Below are 22,629 nucleotides of genomic sequence, written 5' to 3' on the forward strand. Positions count from 1 at the left end.
AACTTATTGATGCTACGGAATATTATAATGAAAAATATCAGCAAGTCCCTACTCGCCGCTGCCATTTCCCTCGGATTGATGGCAGGCTGTAACAGCCAAAACGACTCCGAGACCCCGACCCCCATGGTTCGCTTCGCAACTTTCAACCTCTCCTTTGATCGCACCGCCCCCGGCATGCTGAGCGGGGAACTGGCCCTGACCCGCGCCGAGCAGGACACCCTGCTGGCTCGCCTCGCCGACGGCACCTTGAGCGGCGCAGAGAAGACCAAGGCCCTGGACGTGCAGCAGATCCGCAATATCGCCGAGATAGTGCAGCGCACCCGGCCGGACGTCTTCCTGCTCAACGAGTTCGACAACGACGGCAAGGGCGCCGGCACCGCCGATCTGAAGGCGTTCAACGACAACTATCTGGCCCACGCCCAGCACGGCGAGGTGACCGCCATCAGCTACCCTGTGCTGCAAAATTTCGCCACCAACACAGGCCTGATGAGCGGCCATGACCTCAACCTGGATGGCAAGGTCAACAACGGGCCGGACGACGCCTGGGGCTTTGGCAACTACCACGGCCAGTACGCCTTTGCCGTCATGTCCCAGTATCCCATCGATACCAAGCAGATCCGCACCTTCCAGCACTTCAAGTGGAAAGACATGCCGGGCGAGCAGAACCCCGTCATCGACGACTGCAACAACTCCAAGGCCCCGATCCCGGCCGGCCGCCAGTGTGGCGATGCCTGGTATGACGACGCCGCCTGGCAGGCCTTCCCGCTCTCGTCAAAGAACCACGCCGACGTGCCGGTGCGCATCAAGCGCGGCAACAAGGAGGAGGTGATCCACTTCCTCGTCTCCCACCCGACCCCGCCCATCTTCGGCAACGCGGCGCGCCACAACGTCAAGCACAACCGCGCCGAAGTCGCCTTCTGGCAGGACTACGTGGAGACCGCCAGCTACATGGTGGATGACGCCGGCAAGGCCGGCGGCCTGGCCGAGGGCGCCAAGTTCGTCATCGCCGGCGATCTCAACGCCGATCCCCAGATCGGTGACGGGGATCTCACCGCCATCCAGGATCTGCACAACCATGTGCTGGTCAATCAGGCGGTCACCAACGGCGCCATCATACCGGTCAGTCAGGGCGGCCCCGAGTGCCTCGCCAGCCAGCCGGATCAGTGCAAGCGCAACAACAACCGCCCCACCCCGGAGCGCATCACCAGCAGCAGCGGCCTGCAGCTCGATCATGTGCTGCCCTCCGCCAACCTGAACGTGGTCGCCTCCGGCGTGTTCTGGCCGGCCAGCTTCGAGCCGGGCTACCACCTGGTGTACGACGCCAAGCTGGGCATCGCCAAGGGAGTCAGCTCGGATCACCGGCTGGTGTGGGTCGACTTCAAGCTCGACTAATTTGATGGTGTTATCAACAATCAGGGGGCCCGCGGGCCCCCTGATTGGTTACAGCTTTCGTGAATGGGCAGGCCAGGCGGCAACATGGGATGCCTTTGGCTCAGGCTGTCAACCAAATCTGTGCGCAGGCGCGCTATTCCGGCGCCCGCAGCTTGCAGCGCAAATCGGGGTTTGCTAATACTCCGCGTCCATTGGATGAGCATCCCCTTTCGAGATAGTGTGCCGTGGCTTTCGAACAATTCGCGCTCGTGATATCTCTCTTCCAGCAGCTCTGCGTCTATCTGGTGATCGCCTGGCTGCTCTCCAAGACGCCGCTATTCATGCCGCTGACTCAGGTGACCCTGAGCTGGCCCCACAAGATCCTCTGCTACCTCATCTTCTCCGGCTTCTGCGTGATGGGCACCTATTTTGGCCTGAGAGTCGAGGATTCCATCGCCAACACCCGCGCCATCGGCGCCGTGCTGGGCGGCATAGTCGGCGGCCCTGTGGTGGGGCTGCTGGTGGGGCTCACCGGCGGCATCCATCGCTATTCGCTGGGGGGCTTCACCGCCCTGGCCTGCACCTTCTCCACCATCGCCGAGGGGCTGCTCGGCGGCCTGGTGCACCGCCACTTCGTCGCCCGCCATCGGCTCGATCTGCTGTTCAGCCCCTGGGTGGTGGGATCTGTGGCCCTGGTCGCCGAGCTGATGCAGATGGGCATCATATTGCTGGTGGCCCGCCCGTATGACGACGCCATCCACCTCATCGAGAACATCATAGCCCCCATGCTGGTGGCCAATACGCTGGGGGCCGCCATGTTCATGCGGATGATCCTCGATCACCGCGCCATGCTGGAGAAGTACTCGGTCGCCTTCTCCGCCCGCGCCCTCAAGATCGCCGAGCGGGCGATGCGGGTGCTGGACAAGGGCTTCACCCAGGAGGCGTGCCAGCAGATGGTGCGCATTCTCTACGAGGAGACAGGGGTGGGCGCCGTCGCCATCACGGATCGGGAGAAGCTGCTCGCCTTCATCGGCATTGGCGAGGATCACCACCTGCCGGGCACCGCCATCAACTCGGCCCACACCTTCAAGGCGATCCAGCACAACGAGGTGGTCTATGCCGACGGCAACCTGATCCCCTACAGCTGCAACCTGCATCCCCAGTGCCGGCTCGGCTCCTCCCTGGTCATTCCGCTGCGGGGGGAAGAGGGATCCGTGGTGGGTACCATCAAGCTCTACGAGCCCAAGCGCAAGTTCTTCTCCTCCATCAACCGCACCCTGGGGGAAGGGATCGCCCGGCTGCTCTCCGGCCAGATCCTGGCCAGCAAGTACAACGAGCAGAAGCGGCTGCTGGCCCAGTCGGAGATCAAGCTCTTGCAGGCCCAGATCAACCCGCACTTTCTGTTCAACGCCCTCAACACCCTGGCGGCGGTGATCCGGCGCGACCCCGAGGATGCCCGCACCCTGGTGCACCACCTCTCCACCTTCTTTCGCAAGAACCTCAAGCGCCAGGGGGACGAGGTGACCCTGGCCGACGAGCTGGAGCACGTGAACGCCTATCTGCATATCGAGCAGGCCCGTTTCGCCGAGCACCTGAGCGTGGAGATCCATATTCCCGAGCCGCTGCTGGAGTACCGGCTGCCCACCTTCTCCCTGCAACCCATAGTCGAGAACGCCATCAAGCACGGCATCTCCCAGATGTTCGAACCGGGCCGGCTGAGCCTGACGGCGCGGCAGGAGGGCGAGCAGCTGGTGCTGGAGGTGTGCGACAACGCCGGCCTCTATCAGGCCAAGCGGGAGGAGAACGGCCTTGGCATGAACATAGTGGACAGGCGCATCAAGGCCCGTTACGGCGCCGAGTACGGGGTCACCATTCACTGCGAGCCCCATCAATCCACCCGGGTGAGGATCACCCTTCCCCTGCAGGAGAGTCCATGCTGACCGCCCTTATCGTCGACGATGAACCCCTCGCCCGCGAGGAGCTGCGGCTGCTGCTGGAGCAGGCGGGCAACATCCGCCTGCTGGGGGAGTGTGCCCACGCCATGGAGGCGCTACCCGCCATCCACCGCCTCAAACCCGACCTGCTGTTTCTCGACATCCAGATGCCGCGCATCAGCGGGCTGGAGCTGGTGAGCATGCTGGATCCTGACTTGCGTCCCCACATCGTCTTCATCACCGCCTACGACGAGTTTGCCCTGCGCGCGTTCGAGGAGAACGCCCTCGACTACCTGCTCAAACCGGTCACCAGCGAACGGATGAACAAGGCGCTGGAGCGCATCCAGCGGCTACTCTCGCCAAAAGGTGAGCTGGCGGGCCAGCCGCTGCCGGACCCGACCCGCATCGCCCAGCCCCTGCGCAGCATTCCCTGCAGCGGCCACAACCGCATTCTGCTACTGCCCCTTGGCGAGGTGGAGTTCGTCCACAGCGATCTGGCCGGCAACAAGGTGGTGAGCGCCCAGCAGCAGGGCACCACCGAGTTGACCCTGCGCACCCTGGAGGAGAAAACCGGCTTCGTGCGCTGTCACCGCCAGTACCTGCTCAACCCGGGCCAGATCCGCGAGATCCTGCTGCTCGACGGTGGCCTGGCGGAAGTGGTGACCCAGGGCGGCCACAAGGTGCCGGTGAGCCGGCGCTACCTCAAGCCCCTCAAGGAGCTGCTGGAGATCCCCTGAGGACCGGGCAACTCTCCCCGCTCCTGCTCTGCCAGCCACCGCTCACCCGCCTCCCACACCCGCCGGCTCATCCCTCAAACCACTCGGGGCCGCTTTTCTGCCGCTCGCGGGCGACCCTCTGCCACTGACCTTTTCTGCGCTCCCCTTTCGCCACCGCCTGCGTAGAGTGCAGCCTGAGCCCGGCCAGATTGGCCGCAGGAAAAGGAAACTCCGTCATGCAACACGCAATCACCTTCGTCATTGCGGCCCTCTGCATCCTCGCCATCGCCTATCGCCTCTACGGCGTGTTCTTTGTGCGCAAGGTGCTGATGGCCGACGACAAGCTGGTCACCCCCTCCCACCAACTGGAGGATGGCAAAAACTATGTGCCGACCAACAAGTGGGTCAACTTCGGCCAGCACTTCGCGGCCATCGCCGCCGCCGGCCCCCTGGTGGGCCCGGTGCTGGCGGCCCAGTACGGCTACCTGCCGAGCTTCCTCTGGCTGCTGATCGGCTGCGTCATCGGCGGCGCCGTGCACGATACCGTGGTGCTGTTCGCCTCCATGAAGCATCAGGGCAAGTCCCTCTCCGAGGTGGCCAAGGCCGAGCTCGGCCCCATCGCCGGCTGGTGCACGGGCCTTGCCATGCTGTTCATCATCACCATCACAATGGCGGGCCTCTCCATGGTGGTGGTGCACGCGCTGGAGCGTAACGCCTGGGGCGTGTTCGCGGTCTTCATGACCATCCCCATCTCCATGGTGGTGGGGATCTGGCACAAGCTGACCGGCAACCTGCAAGCCGCCTCCTGGGTGGGCTTCGCCGCCGTGCTGGCCTGCGTCTTCTTCGGCCCCTACGTGCAGGAGAGCGCCTTCGGGGTCTGGCTGACCCTGCGTGCCGAGACCATCAGCCTAGCGCTGCCGGTCTACGCCTTCTTCGCCACCGCGCTGCCGGTCTGGCTGCTGCTCACCCCCCGCGGCTACATCTCCAGCTTCATGAAGATAGGCGTGTTCGGCGCCCTGGTGATCGGCGTCATCTGCATCAACCCGGAGATCCAGTTCCCCGCCATGACCCAGTTCGTCCACGGCGGCGGCCCGGTACTGGGCGGCCCGGTCTGGCCCTTCATCTCCATCACCATCGCCTGTGGCGCCATCTCCGGCTTCCACGCCTTCATCGGCTCAGGCACCACCCCGAAACTGGTGGACAAGTGGAGCGACATACTGCCGGTCGCCTTCGGTGCCATGCTGGCCGAGTGCGTGGTGGGCGTGATGGCGCTGATCGCCGCCACCGCCCTGCACCCGGCCGACTACTTCGCCATCAACGCCACCCCGGAGGCCTTCGCCAAGCTGGGGATGCAGGTGGTGGATCTGCCCTTCCTCTCCCAGGAGATCGGCATGGACCTGAACGGCCGCACCGGCGGCGCCGTCACTTTGGCGGTGGGCATGTCCTACATCTTCACCAAGGTGCCCTGGTTCAGCAATCTCGCCTCCTACTTCTTCCAGTTCGTGGTGATGTTTGAAGCCGTCTTCATCCTCACCGCCGTCGACTCCGGCACCCGGGTCTCCCGCTACCTGATCCAGGACTTCTTCGGCGAGTTCTACCCGCCCCTCAAGCGCATCGACTGGATGCCGGGCGCCATAGGTGCCAGCGTGCTCGCCTGCGTGATGTGGGGTTATCTGCTGATGTCCGGCGATATCGGCTCCGTGTGGGCACTGTTCGGGGTATCGAACCAGCTGATGGCCTCGGTCGGCCTGATCATAGGCGCCACCATCATATTACGACTGGCCAGCAAGCGCCGCTACATGCTGACCTGCCTGATCCCGCTGGCCTACCTGTTCGTCACCGTCAACTACGCCGGTTACTGGATGGTGAGCCACGTCTACTTCAACCCGGAATCCAAGGGCTACAACCTGCTCAACGGCGGCATCTCGCTGCTGATGCTGGGGCTGGGCGCCATCATACTGGTGTCGGCCATCCGCAAGTGGATTGAGCTGTGGAAGCTGCGCCAGCAGCCCGAGTTCCAGATTGCCCCGGCCAGCGCCAGCTGACGGGAACCGTCCTCAAGGATCAAGGCCCCACTTCGGTGGGGTCTTTCGTATTTGAAACGTGGCGGGAGGCAGATCACCGCCGGTTGCGGCGGCCCGGCGGATACATATAGAGCCACTGGTAGATGGCGCAGAGAGTGGACGGCTTGATAGCCCGGCCAGAGGGCAGGCTCATCGGGATACATGAACCGATCACAGAACCCTGCGGCCAATCGGGTTAGAATGGGGGCTCCTGTCGCCACGGCACGCCCTGGCGGCGCCTCCTCCGCTTTCACTCATGAGGACACTTTTCATGGAACTGCTTCTTCTCAGCAACGGTAAAGCCACCGAGTTTCCGGGTCTGCTCGGCTGGGCACGGGATCGGGTGCAGACCCTGCTCGCCCGCAAACAGGTCAAGCGCATCCTGCTCATCCCCTACGCCGTGATCCGCAGCGACTGGGATGCCAGAGCCAATGAGCTCGGCGAAAGTCTGGGGGTGGAAGCCATCAGCATCCATCAGTTTGACGATCCGGTGGACGCCATCAACCAGGCCGACGCCATCTTTGTCAGTGGCGGCAACACCTGGCGCCTCAACCAGCTGCTGCACGAGAACGGCCTGATCGTGCCGATCCAGCGCGCCGTGCGCGAGCGGGGCGTGCCCTATGTGGGCTGGAGCGCAGGTTGCAACGTGGCCACCCCCAGCATTCGCACCACCAACGACATGCCGGTCTGCAACGCCGCCGTGCTGCCCGCCCTTGGCCTGTTCCCGCTGCAGATCAACCCCCACTATCTGGACGCCAGCATCAGCGGCCACATGGGGGAGACCCGCGACGAGCGTCTGGCGGAGTTCTGCGCCATCAACCCGAGCGAACATGTGGTGGCCCTGCGTGAAGCCAGCCTGCTCCAAATAAGTGGCGAGAGCAGCGGTGAGACCCTCGAATACTGGAGCGCCCGCGGCGAGAGCTTCAAGATCTTCAAGCACGGCGAGGCGATTCAGGAATGCATGGATGCCAGCCCGCTGGCGGCGCTGACGCCGTTTCGCCCCCACGGCTGAACCATCATGATGCAAGAGGGCACGCCACAACGTGAGGCGCCATTCTGAGCGACCTGGCCTGTGGTTTGCCATGCTGTGAGGGGCAAGGGATATTCCCTCGCCCCTTTTCTTTTCGGCGGGAGGATGTAATGACGACACGGATAGAACACGACAGCTTCGGGGAGATAGCCGTTCCGGCCGAGCGGCTGTGGGGGGCACAGACCCAGCGCTCCCTGCACCATTTCGACATCTCGGGAGAACGTCAGCCCATGGAGCTTATTCATGCCCTGGCGCGCATCAAGTCTGCCTGTGCCCGGGTCAATCACGCCAAGGGACTGCTGCCCGCTCGCACGGCCCAGGCCATAATGAGTGCCGCCGATGAGGTCCTCTGCGGTCAGCACGGGGAAGAGTTTCCGCTCAGGGTCTGGCAGACAGGCTCGGGCACCCAGACCAACATGAACGTCAACGAGGTGCTGGCCAACCGGGCCAGCGAGCTGCTCGGCGGCCCGCGCGGTGAAGCGCGTCTGGTGCACCCCAACGACGAGGTAAACAAGAGCCAGTCGAGCAATGACGTCTTCCCTAGCGCCATGAACCTGGCGGCCGTCAGCGCCATCACGCTGCAACTGCTGCCCGCCCTGATCACCCTGAGCGCCACCCTGGCCCGCAAGGCGCACGCTTTCGACGACATAGTCAAGATTGGCCGTACCCACTTGCAGGACGCCACCCCGCTCACTCTGGGGCAGGAGTTCTCCGGCTGGGTCGCCCAGCTGGAACAGGCTGAGCGCCATATCCGGGCCGCCCTGCCCCACCTGTGCGAGCTGGCGCTGGGAGGCACGGCCGTCGGCACGGGCCTGAACACGCCACCCGGCTTTGCCGACGAGGTGGCAGCCACCCTGGCGGAGCAGACGGGCCTGCCGCTGGTGAGCGCCCCCAACAAGTTCGAGGCGCTGGCGGCGAGCGATGCCCTGGTGCATGGCCACGGCGCCCTCAAGACGCTGGCCGCATCGCTCATGAAGATCGCCAACGACGTGCGCTGGCTGGCCAGCGGCCCTCGCAGCGGGCTGGGAGAGCTGCTGATCCCGGAAAATGAGCCCGGCTCCTCCATCATGCCCGGCAAGGTCAATCCGACCCAGTGCGAGGCGCTGACCATGCTGTGCGCCCAGGTGATGGGCAACGACGTGGCCATCAACATAGGCGGTGCCAGCGGCAACTTCGAGCTGAACGTGTTCCGCCCGCTCATCGCCCACAACTTTCTGCAGAGCGTGCGGCTGCTGGCTGACGGCATGCAGAGCTTCCACGATCACTGCGCCATCGGCATCGCGCCGAACCGGGCTCGCATCGATGATCTGCTGGCCCGCTCCCTGATGCTGGTCACGGCACTCAACCCCCACATCGGCTACGACAAGGCGGCCGAGATAGCCAAGCGGGCACATCATGAAGGGCTCAGCCTGCGGGAGGCGGCCATCGCCTCCGGCCATCTCACGGCGCAGCAGTTCGATGCCTGGGTGGTGCCGGTCAACATGGTCGGTCGACGGGGAGCATGATAGGAGGGATCACTGAACAGCAAAAAGCCGGGCATGCCCGGCTTTTTCACGCTGCAATGCGGCGATCAGTGGGTGATCAGCTTGCTCAGCGCATCCAGCTCGTTCTGGGCTGCCAGCAATTTGGTCTGGGCTTCTTCCAGCTTGGCCTGCTTCTTGGCGATCTTGTCAGGCTTGCCCGACACCCGCGCATTTTGCAGTTCGATCAGCAGCTCGTTCACCTGCGCTTTCAGCTCGGTCACCCGTTGCTGTTGCTCCTTGAACAGGCCCGCATCGGTGCAGTGAGCCTCGATATTGCGCAGCGCCCGCTCCAGCCCGGCCACCTGATCCGCGTTGTTGTGCGCCTTGGCGAAGACCAGCTGATCCGCCACCGCCTGTTGCCGTGCCTTGCAGCCCACCTCCTGGCTGCCATAAGCCTGACCGGCCAACAGCAGCATACTCATTCCGATAACCTTCCACATAACGACCTCACTCCTCTGTCATGTTTGATGGCCGCCTATCAGACCGCACTCGGCCTAGCGGGTCAAGCCGTGTGCCAACCGGTACGACAGAGTTTGTGCAACATCACGCCAGCGCGGCCCCGACGAGTCTACAATAGCGGCTTTCAGGATGGAGTCTTTTATGAATCAACGTATTGTCATCATCGCCAACGGCGCACCCTACGGTAGCGAATCCCTGTTCAACACCCTGCGGCTGGCCATTGCCCTGGGCGAACAGGGCGGTGCCAGCCTGCAACTGTTCCTGATGTCCGATGCGGTCGGCGCCGCGCTGGCAGGGCAAGCCCCGGCCGAGGGGTACAATCTGCGCCAGATGCTGGAGATACTGCTGGCACAGGGCGCCATCATCCGCCTGTGCAAGACCTGTACCGATGCCCGCGGCATCACGGCCCTGCCGCTCATCGAGGGGATCGAGATCGGTACCCTGCCGCTGCTGGCCCAGTGGACCCTGGCGGCCGACAAGGTGCTGACCTTCTAGTAGATAGAGCGATGGGTGCAGAGGTTGATCTGCAACAAGCCTGCGCCATTTGAAGACCTGCCCCTTGCTGTTAATGTCTACACTGTCAGTTAGATAACAAAGTACGCGCCGTCATTTTCGTTCAGGGAACAGCCATGAATCCAACCGAACAGACTCTGCTGGAACAGATGCGGATCACAGAGTTCGAAATCGCCCATCGCAAGGAGCTGTTGCTGCTGGGCGAGGACGATTTCACTCTGCTCGCCAGTTATCGCGTCAAGATAGAGCCCCACATAGATGCGCTGGTCGACAAGTTCTATATGCTGCAGACCGGGATCACCGAGATTGCCCTGCTGATCGGCGATGCCGATACGCTCACCCGGCTGCGGTCGGCCCAGCGCCGTTACATCCTCGACCTGTTCAGCGGCCAGTATGATCTGGAGTACGTCAACAACCGGTTGCGGATCGGGCTGGTGCACAAGCGGATCGGGGTGGAGCCCAAGCTCTATCTGGCTGCCATCAACACCCTCAAGGGGCTGCTCATCGAGGATATCTTCACCCAGATAGACCATGAGCCGGACCGCATCACAATGCTGACCGCCCTCGACAAGCTGTTCCTGTTCGACATCACTCTGGTGTTCGAGACCTATATCCGCAGCCTGGTGTCGGAGATAGAGTCCTCCAAGGAGAAGTCGGAGATCTACGCCAAGTCGCTGGAGGAGAAGGTGCGCGAGCGCACCCAGCAACTGGAGGAGATGAGCCGGACCGATGCCCTCACCGGCCTGCTCAGCGTGCGCCACCTGCAGGAGAACCTGACTCGCACCCTGCGCACCTGCCAGCGCCGCGCCGAGCCCGTGGTCATCGCCTACCTCGACATCGACGACTTCAAGCAGATCAACGACACCCAGGGACACCAGCGGGGAGATGAGATACTGCGCATCGTCGGCGCCTGCATTCGCAAGGTGTCGCGGGCGGAGGATTGCTGCTTTCGCTACGGCGGGGATGAGTTCTGCCTGATCCTGCCCAACTGCAACGAGGATCAGGCCAGGGACGTCTATCTGCAACGGCTGACCCACACCCTGGCAGAGCAGCTAGGGGACGTGACCCTCAGCATCGGCATGGTGCAGACGGGCCCCATCCAGTTCGACGAGGGCAACAGCCTGATCCGGCTGGCCGACGAGCGCATGTATGCCGCCAAGAAGGCGATGAAGCAGGTCAACCTGAAGGAGACCCACTAACCCTCGCGGGAACAGGCTTTCGCCACCTCGGGGCGCGGGATCCGCGCCCCCCACTCGTACAGCAGAAAGGTCAAGATGCAGCACAGCGCCATCAATATGTAGAGTGATGGCCCGCCCCACAGTTCCAGGATCCAGCCCCCCAGCACGGCCCCGATGGCACCGCCCAGCCCGGCCAGCGCACCGGCCCCGAAATAGCTCCCCTTCAGATGAGGGGGCGACATCTGATCGATCAGCACGTTGAGCAGCGGGAACAGTATGGTCTCCCCCACGCTCAGCAGCAGCACGGCTCCGATCCAGTGCGACCACTGCGCGGGCTCCCCCAGCGCAAACAGCACCTGAGCCCCCAGAAACAGCATGATGCCAAGCTGCAGCCGCACCTTGCCGGGCCAGCGGGCGAGCAGATGCAGCAGCGGGAATTGCAGCAAGACCACGGTCAGCGCGTTGATCGTCACCAAGATGGCGACCAGCCGCGCCACCTCGGGGGTCTCGGCCCGGGTCAGGTACTGCACCAGGGGTGAGTGAAACTGGGAGTAGACCAGCACCATCAGCAGGTTTGCCATTACCAGCAGCAGAAAGCCCCGATCCAGCCACAGCACCTTGATGGCGGCCCGCAGACCCAGGCCGCCACCGCGCCGCTCTTCCTCATTCAGCCTGCGAAAGCCCCAGACGAAGGCGGCCCCCAGCAGCAGATAGCTGCCGGAAAGCAGCAGGAAGGTCTGCTGCTGGGCGCTGATGCCCAGGGTCACCCCGAGCAGGGGCCCTGTCGCCGCCCCCAGGTTGAGCAGGAAGTAGCGCATATGCAGCGCCAGCTCCCGCGCCTTGGCCGAAGCGAGGCTGTCGGCCATCAGCGCCTTGCCCGGTGCATCTATGAGACCGGAGGAGAGACCGCTGCCGATCACCCCGACCCCGAGCCAGAGCACTGAGTGGGAGAAGCCGAGCAGGCCGTAGCAGAGCAGCGCCACCAGGCAGCCGGCCAGCAAGATGTTGCGCCGCCCCAGCCGGTCCGACAACCAGCCGCCATAGAAACTGATCAGGGTGGAGAGCGCCGCGCTCGCTCCCAGCATGGCCCCTATGCTGGTGGCCGAGAGGGCATACTCCCGATAGAGCAAGATGGAGAGAAAAGGCCAGACCATGTAATAGCTGGTGCGCACCATGAAGGTACCCAGGATCACGGTCCAGACCAGCGGGGGAAACTGCCTGAGGAGGGCCCACGACATCATACTGCTCCTTGTTGCCCGTCGCGCGGGGAGCCCATTGTTGTAACAGAGGGCTTCATAAGAAACAACATCGCCACCGAGCAGGCACAAAAAAGCCGACCCTGAGGTCGGCTTTTCAACGGCACGGCAGCCTTATTCGGCAGTCGGCTCTTCGGCAACGGCCACGTCAGCAACCGGTGCGGCGGCTTCGGTCGGTGCATTCGCTTCCTTGATGGAGAGACGCACGCGGCCTTGACGGTCCACTTCCAGTACCTTCACCTTCACAACATCACCGATCTTCAGGAAGTCGGCCACGTTCTGCACGCGGGCATCGGTGATTTGGGAGATGTGTACCAGACCGTCTTTACCCGGCAGGATATTGACGAAGGCGCCGAAGTCGGCCAGACGCACAACCTTGCCTTCATAGATGCGGTTCACTTCGATCTCGGCGGTGATGGCCTCGATGCGACGGATGGCTTCCATGGCGGCTTCGTTGGCAACGGCGGAGATGCGGACGGTGCCGTCATCATCCAGCTCGATGTTGGTGCCTGTCTCTTCGGTCAGGGCACGGATCACGGAACCACCCTTGCCGATCACGTCCTTGATCTTCTCAGGATTGATCTTGATGGTGTGGATGCGCGGGGCGAAATCGGAGATTTCGCTACGCGGCGCCTGGATGGCTTCGTCCATCACTTTCAGGATGTGCAGGCGAGCACCACGGGCTTGCTTGAGGGCAATCTCCATGATCTCTTTGGTGATGCCTTCGATCTTGATGTCCATCTGCAGCGCTGTGATACCTTGAGTAGTACCGGCCACCTTGAAGTCCATGTCTCCCAGGTGATCTTCGTCACCCAGGATGTCGGACAGCACGACGAAACCTTCTTCTTCCTTCACCAGACCCATGGCGATACCGGCAACGGAGGCCTTGATCGGCACACCCGCGTCCATCAGCGCCAGGGAGGAACCACAGACAGAGGCCATGGAGGAGGAACCGTTGGATTCGGTGATTTCAGACACCACGCGCACCACGTACGGGAACTCGGCGGCGCTCGGCATCACGGCAGCAACGCCGCGCTTGGCCAGACGACCGTGACCTATTTCACGACGCTTCGGGCTACCCATCATGCCGGTCTCACCGACGCAGTACGGCGGGAAGTTGTAGTGCAGCATGAAGCGGTCGGCACGGTGGCCAGCCAGCTCGTCGATGTTCTGGGCGTCACGCTCGGTACCCAGGGTCGCAACCACGATGGCCTGAGTCTCACCACGGGTGAACAGGGCGGAGCCGTGAGCGCGCGGCAGAATGCCGGTGCCGACGGACAGGGCGCGGATCATTTCCGGATCGCGACCATCGATGCGCGGCTCGCCACGGACCACACGGCCACGGACGATGCGGCTTTCCAGGCTGTGGAACTCTTCGCCGATCTTCTTGGCATCTTCTTCCACACCGGAGGCGATGACTTGCTCAACCACACGGGACTTGATGGCACCGATGGCGGCGTAACGCACGGCCTTCTCGGTGATGCGGTAAGCTTCACCCAGTTCGGCGGTGGCCAGCTCGGCAACTTTGGCTTTCAGCGCTTCGTTGGTCGCAGGCGGGGTCCAATCCCACGGCTGGGTACCCACCTCGGCGGCGAATTCGTTGATGGCGTTGATCACGACTTGCATCTGCTCGTGGCCATAAACGACGGCGCCCAGCATGGTCTCTTCAGACAGGATGGCCGCTTCGGATTCGACCATCAGTACCGCGTTGGCGGTACCGGCAACCACCAGATCCAGATCACTCTGCGGCAGTTCGGCTGTGGTCGGGTTCAACACATACTGACCGTTCATGTAGCCCACGCGAGCAGCTGCAATCGGGCCGCCGAACGGGATGCCGGAGATGGCCAGTGCAGCAGAGGCACCGATCATGGCAACTATGTCCGGGGAAACCAGCGGGTTCACGGACATGACGGTGGCAACCACCTGAACCTCATTGAGGAAGCCTTCCGGGAACAGCGGACGAATAGGACGGTCGATCAGGCGGGAGGTGAGGGTTTCGCCTTCGCTCGGACGGCCTTCACGACGGAAGAAACCACCCGGGATACGACCAGCAGCATAGGTACGCTCCTGGTAGTTGACGGTCAGCGGGAAGAAATCACGACCGTGATCGGCCTCTTTCTTGCCTACTACGGTCACAAATACGCAGGTATCGTCCATGCTGACCATTACGGCCGCAGTGGCTTGACGGGCCATCACACCGGTTTCCAGAGTGACGGTGTGTTGACCGTACTGGAATGACTTTACAATAGGATTCACGTGAATTTCCTTTTTACAATTTGGCTCTTTAAATTCGCGTGCAAGTATACTTGATTCGAACCAAAAGGTAAGCAGTGACACAAATTCTGTGAAGCCGGCAACAGCCTGACGCGCAATAAAAAAGGGGAACCCTGAGGTTCCCCTTTTTCGCGAAATCTGATGGTCGATTAACGACGCAGACCCAGCTTGGCGATCAGAGCAGCATAACGCTGAACATCTTTACGCTTCAGGTAGTCCAGCAGCTTGCGACGCTGGGAAACCATGCGCAGCAGACCACGACGACCGTGGTGATCTTTAGCGTGCTCTTTGAAGTGACCTTGCAGATGGTTGATCTGGGCAGTCAGCAGGGCAACCTGCACTTCGGGGGAGCCAGTGTCGTTGGCGCAACGAGCGTTGTCAGCAACGATGGAAGCTTTGATCTCAGCATTTAGAGACATGGTATTACTCCAAGTAGAGTGTTTAAAGGTTCACAGCCAATCTCTAATTCAGCCGTGAAATGAGGGCGGTATCATAATCGTCCCCGTCACTTTTCGCAACGGGAAAGACGCCCAGATACCGCCTGAGGATCACTCCTCGTCGTGATCGTCGTGGTAGCGCACCAGACGCTTGGGGGCAACCCGCCCTTCGTCGTCGATCTCGCCCACCCCGATGAACTCACGCTCAGGGCCGACGGTCATGCGAACTTGGCCGCTTTGCGGCGCGCCAGCTACCTGCACGGCCTGACCCTGGTTCACATAGGCGGCCACCGCCGCCAGCATGTTCACCTCGGGCAGCGCGGCCACGGCGGTATCCATCGGCAGCAACAAGGGGTCGAGCTGCTCCCGTGGCGGGATGCTTTCAGCCTTGGCCTGTTCGAAGATGCACTCGAGCTGTTCCAGGGTCAGCATCCGCTCATAGGGATAGCTGGCCACCTGGGTGCGGCGCAGCTGGGTGACGTGAGCGCCACAACCCAGCACTTCCCCCAGATCGTCCACCAGGGAGCGAATGTAGGTGCCCTTGCTGCAGTGCACCTCCAGCTTGACCTCATCCCCTTCAAAGCTGATGAGCTTGAGCTCGAACACTGTGATGGGACGGGCTTCACGCTCTATCTCTATGCCTTCACGGGCATATTCATAGAGCGGGCGACCGTTGTGCTTGAGGGCGGAGTACATGGACGGCACCTGCATGATGGGGCCGCGGAACTGGTCCAGCGACTCGATCAGGGTGCCCACGGCCACGTTCACCGGCCGGGTGGAGACCACCTCGCCGTCGGAGTCGCTGGTGTTGGTGCGCTCGCCCAGCTTGGCGGTCACCTCATAGCGCTTGTCCGCTTCCAGCAGATACTGGGAGAACTTGGTGGCCTCGCCGAGACAGATCGGCAGCATGCCGGTCGCCAGCGGATCCAGAGCACCGGTGTGACCGGCCTTGGCGGCGTTGTAGATACGCTTGACCTTCTGCAACACATCGTTGGAGGTCAGACCGGTCGGCTTGTCCAGCAGCAGGATGCCGTGTACGTCACGACCCTTGAAACGGCGTCTACGAGACATCTCAGGCTTTATCCTCTGTATCATCCGGTGCGGCTTCGTCTTCTTCACGGCCGGCTTCGGCCATGCGACGCTTGTCGTCACGCACTGTGTTGGACACCAGGTTGGAGATGCGCATCCCCTCGACCAGGGTCTGGTCGTAGTAGAAGCGCAGCTCGGGCACCACCCGCAGGCGCATGGCGCTGCCGAGCAGGCTGCGGATGTAGCCGGCCGCTTCGGTCAGGCCCTTGAGCCCTTCCGCGATGCGCTCGGCATCGATATCCAGCTGCAAGAAGGTGACATAAACCTTGGCATAGTTGAGGTCCTTGGACACTTCCACGTCCGAGACGGTTACCATGCCGATGCGCGGGTCCTTGACCTCACGCTGCAAGATCAGCGCGATTTCACGCTGGATCTGCTGGCCGACCCTGTTGGTCCGGCTGAATTCTCTGGCCATATTCTATCCTGCGATAAAAGGGGGCCGCGGCCCCCTATTTTGTCTAACTCTCGGCTTACAGAGTCCGTTGAATTTCAATGGTCTCGTAAACTTCGATCTGGTCGCCTTCGCGTACGTCGTTGTAGTTCTTGACCGCGATACCACACTCGTAACCGTTGCGGACTTCGTTGACGTCATCCTTGAAGCGGCGCAGGGATTCCAGCTCGCCTTCATAGATAACCACGTTGTCACGCAGAACACGGATACGGTTGGAACGCTTGACCACACCTTCGGTAACCATACAGCCTGCAACGGCGCCGAACTTGGGTGACTTGAAGACGCTACGCACTTCAGCCAGACCGATGATCTCCTGACGATACTCAGGAGCCAGCTTGCCGCTCATGGCCTGCTTCACTTCGTCGATCAAATCATAGATGACGGAGTAGTAACGCAGATCCAGGCTCTCGGACTCGATGACCTTGCGCGCAGAGGCGTCGGCACGGACGTTGAAGCCCACCAGGATGGCGCTGGAAGCCGCAGCCAGAGTGGCGTCGGTTTCGGTGATGCCACCGACACCCGAGCCCACGATCTTGACCTTGACTTCGTCGGTAGAGAGCTGGACCAGCGCATCGCAAATCGCCTGCACCGAACCCTGTACGTCGGCCTTGATCACCACGTTCACTTCGGACACTTCGCCCTCGGTCATGTTGGCGAACATGTTTTCCAGCTTGGCCTTCTGCTGGCGAGCCAGCTTGACATCGCGGAACTTGCCCTGACGATAGAGAGCCACTTCACGGGCCTTCTTCTCGTCACGTACAACGGTGGCTTCATCACCGGCAGACGGCACCCCGGACAGACCCAGGATTTCCACCGGCAGGGACGGACCCGCTTCCTTGATTTCACGACCCAGCTCGTCACGCATGGCACGGATACGACCGTATTCCAGACCACACAGTACGATGTCGCCCTGGCGCAGAGTACCTTCTTGTACCAGCACGGTGGCAACCGGACCACGACCCTTGTCCAGGAAGGATTCGATCACGACGCCGCTGGCCATGCCATCGACAACCGCTTTCAATTCCAGTACTTCGGACTGGATCAGGATGGCTTCCAGCAGGTCGTCGATGCCTTCGCCAGACTTGGCGGAGACGTGAACGAACTGGCTGTCGCCACCCCAGTCTTCGGACATGACGTTGTAACGGGCCAGCTCGGTCTTGACGCGATCCGGATCCGCTTCAGGCTTGTCGATCTTGTTGACCGCAACCACGATGGGCACTTCGGCCGCCTTGGCGTGCTGGATGGCTTCGATGGTCTGCGGCATGACGCCGTCATCGGCAGCAACAACCAGAACGACGATATCGGTCGACTTGGCACCGCGAGCACGCATGGAGGTAAAGGCCGCGTGACCCGGGGTATCCAGGAAGGTGATCATGCCACTGTCGGTTTCGACGTGGTAAGCACCGATATGCTGGGTGATACCACCGGCTTCGCCAGCAGCGACCTTGGCTTTACGGATGTAGTCCAGCAGCGAGGTCTTGCCGTGGTCGACGTGACCCATGATGGTCACGACAGGTGCGCGCGGCTTGGCTTCGGAGGTCTCGTCACGATCGGACAGTACCGCCTCTTCCAGCTCGTTCTCACGACGCAGCACAACCTTGTGACCCATCTCTTCGGCGACCAGCTGGGCTGTCTCCTGATCGATCACCTGGTTGATGGTCGCCATGGCGCCCATCTTCATCATCGCCTTGATGACTTCTACGCCCTTGACGGCCATCTTGTTGGCCAGTTCGGCCACAGTGATGGTTTCGCCGATGACGACGTCACGGTTAACCACGGCCGCAGGCTTGTTGAAGCCGTGCTTCATGGCATTGGGCATGGCCACCTTGCCGCGCTTGCCTTTACGGGCACGCGGGTTGCGAGAGTCGCGATCATCTTCACGACGACCGGCCTTTTTCGGCGCCTTGACGGCGGCGGCGGCGGTACGACGGCTGGTCTCTTCCTTCCGGTCCAACTCGTCTTCTGCGGCTTGCGCATGCTTGTTGGTGGTCAGATGATAGTCACTGCTCTCTTTGGCGCGAGCAGCTTCTTCTTCAGCCCAGCGAGGGCCGTTTTGTTCCGCCATGACGCGAGCCTCTTCGGCTTTCTTCGCGGCGAGTTCTTCTGCTTTTTGCAAAGCGGTTTGATCCTGTTGGCGCTTCAGTTCTTCTGCTTCGCGCTTGGCCATCTTTTCTGCCTCTTGCTGAGCTGTGCTACTGGCTGCTTTGGCGGGCTGTGGAGCCTGTCGAGCCTTTTGTTGTGCCTCGATCCGCGCCTTTTCCTCAGCTTCACGACGAGCCTGCTCAGCCTCACGGCGAGCCTTCTCTTCAGCATCGAGACGAACCTTGTTTTCGGCCTCGCTACGAGCTTTTTCTTCTGCTTCCAAACGCGCTGTTTCCTCGGCTTCCGCCTGGCGCTGTTCATCTTCCAGCGCCGAGCGTCTTACGTAGGTGCGAGATTTACGCACTTCAACCTGCACTTCCTTGTTCTTGCCGCCAGTCCCCTGAACACTGATGGTGCTCTTGGTCTTGCGCTGCAAGGTCATGCGGGCAGGTGCGGTGACCTCGTCACCTCCATGCTGTTTCTTCAGATGGGTCAGCAGAGTCTGTTTCTCAGACTCGCTAACCATGTCGTCGGCCTTGCTCTTGCTGATACCGGCATCGACAAACTGCTGGAGAAGACGATCAACCGGTGTGTCGATGTCAGTGGCAAGTTGTTTGACTGATACTTCTGCCATTCATTTTCCTCCGTTTGATCTTACTCAGACTGCTCTTCTCCGAACCAACAGATATTACGAGCAGCCATAATCAGCTCACCGGCTTTCTCTGCCGTCAGCCCTTCAATATCAGCAAGGTCATCGATGCCTTGCTCTGCCAAATCTTCCAGGGTGCCGATACCGCGAGCGGCCAGGGCATACGCCATGTCACGGCCAAGGCCGTTCAGATTGAGCAGATCTTCGGAAGGTTCTACACCTTCAAAGGATTCTTCTTTGGCCAGAGCCTTGGTGGTCAGCGCATTCTTGGCGCGCTGGCGCAGCTCTTCAACCATGTCTTCGTCCAGGCCATCGATGGCCAGCAGCTCGTTGACCGGTACGAAGGCGATCTCTTCCAGGGTAGAGAAGCCTTCTTCCATCAGCAGACCGGCGAAATCGTCATCGATGTCGAGGGTGCTGGTGAACAGGGTCAGGATGCGGTCGTTCTCGGCCTGGTGCTTGGCACGCATGTCCTCAACGGTCATGACGTTCAGCTCCCAACCGGTCAGCTGGGATGCCAGACGCACGTTCTGACCGTTGCGACCGATGGCCTGGGCCAGGTTGGCGGCTTCCACGGCGATATCCATGGTGTGGTTGTCTTCATCCACTATGATGGAGGCCACATCGGCGGGCGCCATGGCATTGATCACGTACTGGGCGGGGTTGTCATCGTACAAGACGATGTCGGCACGCTCACCGCTCAGCTCGGCGGAGACGGCTTGCACACGGGCACCGCGCATGCCGATACAGGCACCGATCGGGTCGATACGACGATCGTTGGTCTTCACCGCTATCTTGGCGCGGGAGCCCGGGTCACGGGCGGCGCCCATGATTTCGATCATCTCTTCACCGATTTCCGGTACTTCGATGCGGAACAGCTCTTTCAGGAAGTCCGGGCTGGAACGGCTGACGAACAGCTGGGAACCACGGGCTTCGGGACGCACGGCGTAGAGCAGGCCACGGATGCGGTCGCCCGGACGGAAAGTCTCGCGCGGCAGCATGTCGTCACGGAAGATCACGGCCTCGGCATTGCTGCCCAGATCCAGGATCACGTTGTCACGGTTGCTCTTCTTGACCACACCGCTGATGATGGTGCCTTCCTTGTCCTTGAACTGGTCAACGACTTGGGAACGCTCGGCTTCGCGCACTTTCTGCACGATAACCTGTTTGGCGGTCTGGGTGGTGATACGGTCGAAGGTCACAGAGTCGATCTGGTCTTCTACATAGTCACCGAGCTGGATCTCGGGCTGCTCGATCTGAGCGGCTTCGAGGGTGATTTCACCGTACGGGTTCTCCATTGCAGCCTGATCGGCCACCACAACCCAGCGACGATAGGTATCGTAGTCACCGGTCTTGCGATCGATTTCGACCCGAACTTCAATCTCGCCTTCATATTTTTTCTTGGTCGCAGTCGCCAGCGCGGTCTCCAGAGCCTGGAAAATTTTCTCGCGGGGCACAGCTTTCTCGTTGGATACTGCGTCAACGACCAGCAAAATCTCTTTATTCATATCCGATAGCCTCGTTAACCAAAGTTCGGCACTATGTTCGCTTTTTGGATATTGGTGAAAGCCAACACGTCGTCCTTACCATCTACTGTCAGGGTGATCATGTCGCCTTGCACAGCTTTGATTACGCCTTTGAACTTGCGGCGGTTATTTGTTGCCATCCGCAGCTGCACCGCCGCCTCTTGGCCAACGTATTTTTCGAACTGGGCAACCTTGAACAGCGGACGATCCAGACCAGGGGAGGATACTTCCAGGAAGTATTCTTCTGTGATGGGATCCTCGACATCCATGATGGCGCCAACCTGATGGCTGACTTCAGCACAGTTCTCGACAGTCACACCATTCTCGCCGTCGATAAAGACACGCAAAGTGGAGTGGTTACCCGCGCGGATAAACTCAATACCCCAAAGTTCAAAACCCAAGGCAACGACCGGAGCCTCGAGCAGATCGGTCAAACGTTGTTCCAACGTAGCCAAAGTCACCCTCCGAAAAACAAAAAAAGGGCATAAAGCCCAGATAGAGATCGATTCAGAGTAAATCGCACATAACAAAAAGCCCCGATGTCAAATCGGGGCTTGGCGCTTTACCCTGATTGTCGCCTCGCAGCGACCGCCTTCCTGAGCGTAGGAAATGCGTGAAATTTGGTTGCGGGGGCCGGATTTGAACCGACGACCTTCGGGTTATGAGCCCGACGAGCTACCATGCTGCTCCACCCCGCGTCCGAAATCGTGCGAGATTATAGCCAGTTCATTCTCTTCACACAAGACTGACTGGCTATAATATACCCGGTTGCCCGAGCTCACTACTTAATTGGTGCCGTGGGCGGGACTCGAACCCGCACACCCTAGAGCACTACCCCCTCAAGATAGCGTGTCTACCAATTCCACCACCACGGCAAAACTCACTTATTCGGGAACGTCAGTGTCTTTCTTTACTGGCGCTTTGGTCTGCTCAACCTGTTGAGTTTGTTGCAGATTTTCCCATTCACTACCCTGTTTGACCTTGTTGCTGGACATAGAGCCGAGCACCAAGCTAATCAGAAAGAACAGAGTAGCCAAAATTGCTGTTGTTCGGGTCAGGAAACTGCCTGAACCACCGGAGCCGAATACGGTATTCGATGCCCCTGCGCCGAAGGAGGCGCCCATGTCAGCCCCTTTACCTTGCTGAATCATCACCAGACCAATCAGAGCCAGTGAAACCAGCAGATAAACGACTAAAAGAATTTCGTACATTTAACTTGCACCCTTTGCCGCTTCAACAATTCCTAAAAACGTCTTGTCATCGAGACTCGCTCCACCAATCAGGCCGCCATCAATGTCGGGCTGGGCAAACAAATCTCTCGCATTGGTCGGTGTGACGCTCCCACCATAGATGATTCTAACTTTCTCACCTATTACCGGAGTATCCTCCGCCAAGCGACCACGTATAAAGGAATGAACCTCTTGTGCCTGCTCGGGTGTGGCGCATTTACCTGTACCTACAGCCCAAATCGGCTCGTAGGCGATGATAGCATTATCGAAAGCCATCGCGCCATTTTTCTCTATGACGATATCCAGCTCTTCGGCGATCACCTCGAAGGTTCTTCTCGCCTGCCTCGCTGCGCCCGATTCACCCAAACAGAGGATGGGGATCAAGCCTGCCGCTCTGGCTGCCGCAAACTTCTCTGCGACGATAAAGCTGGTCTCACCAAAGAGACGCCTGCGCTCGGAGTGTCCTACCAGTACGTAACGACACCCTGCCTCAACCAGCATCTGACACGAGACTTCACCCGTGTAAGCGCCAGCCTGGTGCTGACTCACATTCTGAGCCCCCAACTTCATCACCTTCTGCTCGTTGAGCAGAGCGGCCGTGAAGTCGAGATGCACATGGGATGGACACAAGACCACATCTACTCGCTCATCCATGCCTTGCAGGCACTGGCCAGTAAACTGCTCTAACTGCGACCTACTACCGTGTAACTTCCAGTTGGCTGCTACAAACGGCTTGCGATGTCCCATCGGCAACTCCCTTGCGAAAGCGGGGCTGATAATATCCAGAGGATTGTCAGCTGACAAGCGCTATTTTTGAATTTTCGAATCGTTTGAACAAGATACAACCAG

Annotated in this window: 19 protein-coding genes and 2 tRNA genes; 8 read left to right on the plus strand and 13 right to left on the minus strand. The window is 60.8% G+C overall.

Features of this window, described 5'->3' with window-relative positions; all coding sequences use genetic code 11:
- Nucleotides 1-27: 27 nt before the first annotated feature.
- From AACW87_RS13690 to fumC, 6 genes are all read left to right on the plus strand, one after another.
- Complete coding sequence (locus AACW87_RS13690) at nucleotides 28-1,392, plus strand: endonuclease/exonuclease/phosphatase family protein (RefSeq protein ID WP_241325224.1); 1,365 nt, start codon at nucleotides 28-30, stop codon at nucleotides 1,390-1,392.
- Between the two features lie 224 nt (nucleotides 1,393-1,616).
- Entirely contained in the window at nucleotides 1,617-3,311 is a 1,695-nt protein-coding gene (locus AACW87_RS13695) for a LytS/YhcK type 5TM receptor domain-containing protein (protein WP_241325225.1), read from the plus strand.
- Nucleotides 3,305-4,042 (plus strand): two-component system response regulator BtsR, encoded by a 738-nt coding sequence (gene btsR, locus AACW87_RS13700; RefSeq protein WP_043167151.1) that lies wholly within the window; start codon nucleotides 3,305-3,307, stop codon nucleotides 4,040-4,042. Before AACW87_RS13695 ends, btsR begins: the two co-directional genes overlap by 7 nt.
- Nucleotides 4,043-4,257: 215 nt before the next feature.
- Nucleotides 4,258-6,066 carry a carbon starvation CstA family protein gene (locus tag AACW87_RS13705; protein WP_103470929.1) on the plus strand — a complete coding sequence of 603 codons (1,809 nt, stop codon included), beginning with the start codon at nucleotides 4,258-4,260 and terminating at the stop codon, nucleotides 6,064-6,066.
- 289 nt (nucleotides 6,067-6,355) lie between these two features.
- Nucleotides 6,356-7,096 (plus strand): dipeptidase PepE, encoded by a 741-nt coding sequence (gene pepE / locus AACW87_RS13710; RefSeq protein WP_241325226.1) that lies wholly within the window; start codon nucleotides 6,356-6,358, stop codon nucleotides 7,094-7,096.
- Between the two features lie 128 nt (nucleotides 7,097-7,224).
- Entirely contained in the window at nucleotides 7,225-8,619 is a 1,395-nt protein-coding gene (gene fumC, locus AACW87_RS13715; protein ID WP_241325227.1) for a class II fumarate hydratase, read from the plus strand.
- 65 nt (nucleotides 8,620-8,684) lie between these two features.
- Here fumC and AACW87_RS13720 read toward each other — a convergent pair whose 3' ends face one another.
- Complete coding sequence (locus AACW87_RS13720) at nucleotides 8,685-9,059, minus strand: DUF1090 domain-containing protein (protein WP_241325228.1); 375 nt, start codon at nucleotides 9,057-9,059, stop codon at nucleotides 8,685-8,687.
- 178 nt (nucleotides 9,060-9,237) lie between these two features.
- Between AACW87_RS13720 and AACW87_RS13725 the strand changes: the two genes are divergently transcribed.
- Together AACW87_RS13725 and AACW87_RS13730 are read left to right on the plus strand one after the other, a co-directional pair.
- Entirely contained in the window at nucleotides 9,238-9,591 is a 354-nt protein-coding gene (locus tag AACW87_RS13725; RefSeq protein ID WP_043140215.1) for a DsrE/DsrF/TusD sulfur relay family protein, read from the plus strand.
- A gap of 134 nt (nucleotides 9,592-9,725) precedes the next feature.
- Nucleotides 9,726-10,808: a protoglobin domain-containing protein gene (locus AACW87_RS13730; protein ID WP_098982811.1), complete on the plus strand. Its 1,083-nt coding sequence runs from the start codon at nucleotides 9,726-9,728 to the stop codon at nucleotides 10,806-10,808.
- Here AACW87_RS13730 and AACW87_RS13735 read toward each other — a convergent pair.
- From AACW87_RS13735 to tpiA, 12 genes are all read right to left on the minus strand, one after another.
- Nucleotides 10,805-12,025: an MFS transporter gene (locus AACW87_RS13735; RefSeq protein ID WP_241325229.1), complete on the minus strand. Its 1,221-nt coding sequence runs from the start codon at nucleotides 12,023-12,025 to the stop codon at nucleotides 10,805-10,807. The two genes, AACW87_RS13730 and AACW87_RS13735, sit on opposite strands and share 4 nt — an antisense overlap.
- Before the next feature lie 132 nt (nucleotides 12,026-12,157).
- Nucleotides 12,158-14,299 (minus strand): polyribonucleotide nucleotidyltransferase, encoded by a 2,142-nt coding sequence (pnp, locus tag AACW87_RS13740; RefSeq protein ID WP_043140206.1) that lies wholly within the window; start codon nucleotides 14,297-14,299, stop codon nucleotides 12,158-12,160.
- A 167-nt stretch (nucleotides 14,300-14,466) separates the two neighbouring features.
- Nucleotides 14,467-14,736 carry a 30S ribosomal protein S15 gene (gene rpsO / locus AACW87_RS13745; protein ID WP_005317514.1) on the minus strand — a complete coding sequence of 90 codons (270 nt, stop codon included), beginning with the start codon at nucleotides 14,734-14,736 and terminating at the stop codon, nucleotides 14,467-14,469.
- 129 nt (nucleotides 14,737-14,865) lie between these two features.
- On the minus strand, nucleotides 14,866-15,825 hold the full coding sequence (gene truB, locus AACW87_RS13750; RefSeq protein ID WP_043140204.1) for a tRNA pseudouridine(55) synthase TruB: 960 nt from the start codon (nucleotides 15,823-15,825) through the stop codon (nucleotides 14,866-14,868).
- A gap of 1 nt (nucleotide 15,826) precedes the next feature.
- Nucleotides 15,827-16,258: a 30S ribosome-binding factor RbfA gene (gene rbfA / locus AACW87_RS13755; RefSeq protein ID WP_042866616.1), complete on the minus strand. Its 432-nt coding sequence runs from the start codon at nucleotides 16,256-16,258 to the stop codon at nucleotides 15,827-15,829.
- Between the two features lie 55 nt (nucleotides 16,259-16,313).
- Entirely contained in the window at nucleotides 16,314-19,010 is a 2,697-nt protein-coding gene (gene infB / locus AACW87_RS13760; RefSeq protein WP_098982805.1) for a translation initiation factor IF-2, read from the minus strand.
- A gap of 20 nt (nucleotides 19,011-19,030) precedes the next feature.
- Nucleotides 19,031-20,533 (minus strand): transcription termination factor NusA, encoded by a 1,503-nt coding sequence (nusA, locus tag AACW87_RS13765; protein WP_043140200.1) that lies wholly within the window; start codon nucleotides 20,531-20,533, stop codon nucleotides 19,031-19,033.
- Between the two features lie 14 nt (nucleotides 20,534-20,547).
- Nucleotides 20,548-21,006 carry a ribosome maturation factor RimP gene (rimP, locus tag AACW87_RS13770; protein ID WP_005317527.1) on the minus strand — a complete coding sequence of 153 codons (459 nt, stop codon included), beginning with the start codon at nucleotides 21,004-21,006 and terminating at the stop codon, nucleotides 20,548-20,550.
- A 166-nt stretch (nucleotides 21,007-21,172) separates the two neighbouring features.
- A tRNA-Met gene (locus AACW87_RS13775) sits at nucleotides 21,173-21,249 on the minus strand.
- A gap of 92 nt (nucleotides 21,250-21,341) precedes the next feature.
- Nucleotides 21,342-21,426: transfer RNA gene (locus AACW87_RS13780), tRNA-Leu, on the minus strand.
- A gap of 9 nt (nucleotides 21,427-21,435) precedes the next feature.
- Complete coding sequence (gene secG, locus AACW87_RS13785; protein WP_025326063.1) at nucleotides 21,436-21,762, minus strand: preprotein translocase subunit SecG; 327 nt, start codon at nucleotides 21,760-21,762, stop codon at nucleotides 21,436-21,438.
- Nucleotides 21,763-22,527, minus strand: a complete 765-nt coding sequence (gene tpiA, locus AACW87_RS13790) for a triose-phosphate isomerase (RefSeq protein WP_098982802.1) — start codon at nucleotides 22,525-22,527, stop codon at nucleotides 21,763-21,765.
- Nucleotides 22,528-22,629: the final 102 nt, after the last annotated feature.

Origin of the sequence: Aeromonas sp. MR7 (genome assembly GCF_963899385.1) — a bacterium.
GTDB classification, from domain to species: Bacteria; Pseudomonadota; Gammaproteobacteria; order Enterobacterales; family Aeromonadaceae; genus Aeromonas; species Aeromonas bestiarum.